Below are 808 nucleotides of genomic sequence, written 5' to 3' on the forward strand. Positions count from 1 at the left end.
GTGAAGCGATCATGTCCGCGGGCAGTGCTGTTACTGCAGTAACCGGTCTTACAGAAGGAACCTATACCTTTGAATTAAAGGTTACCGATAATAATGGGGCCACGTCAACTGCTTCGGTTACCATCACGGTAAAGGCAGCGCCGTTACCTCCTGTAGCCGATGCCGGAGCAGATAAGACCATAACATTACCTGCTAACAGTGTAAGCTTAGACGGTAGTGGTTCCACTGCACCATCGGGCAGCATCAGCAGCTATGAATGGAGTAAGCTATCTGGTCCTTCGGGTGAGAGTATAACTGCTCAGGGTAATGCGGTTACTACAATTACAGACTTGGTAGAAGGTATATACCAGTTTGAGTTGAAAGTAACAGGTAGTAATGGTTTGTCATCAACAAGTATAATAACTGTAACGGTAAGTACTGCTATTATGCCTCCTGTAGCTAATGCGGGTGTTGCGCAGTCATTAGTATTGCCAAACAATACAACAACTTTGGATGGCAGCGCTTCTGCCGCTCCTTCAGGAAGTATTAGCAGTTACAAATGGAGTAAAGTTTCGGGGCCATCTGGCGAAAATATAACTGATTCAATTAATGATATAACCGATGTTACTGGTCTTACAGAAGGTGTATATAAGTTTCAATTAACAATAACTGATAATAACGGATCCACATCAACCGCTTCGGTTACCATCACGGTAAAGGCAGCGCCGTTACCTCCTGTAGCCGATGCCGGAGCAGATAAGATCATAACATTACCTGCTAACAGTGTAAGCTTAGATGGTAGTGGTTCTATTGCACCATCGGGCAGCAT

Annotated in this window: 1 protein-coding gene; it reads left to right on the top strand. The window is 44.7% G+C overall.

The window, feature by feature from the left end:
* The coding region (locus tag FRX45_RS23080) for a PKD domain-containing protein (protein WP_226805543.1) at positions 1 to 808 on the top strand (808 nt) is incomplete at both ends.

It is taken from the genome of Agriterribacter humi (genome assembly GCF_009192765.1).
Classification (GTDB): domain Bacteria; phylum Bacteroidota; class Bacteroidia; order Chitinophagales; family Chitinophagaceae; genus Agriterribacter; species Agriterribacter humi.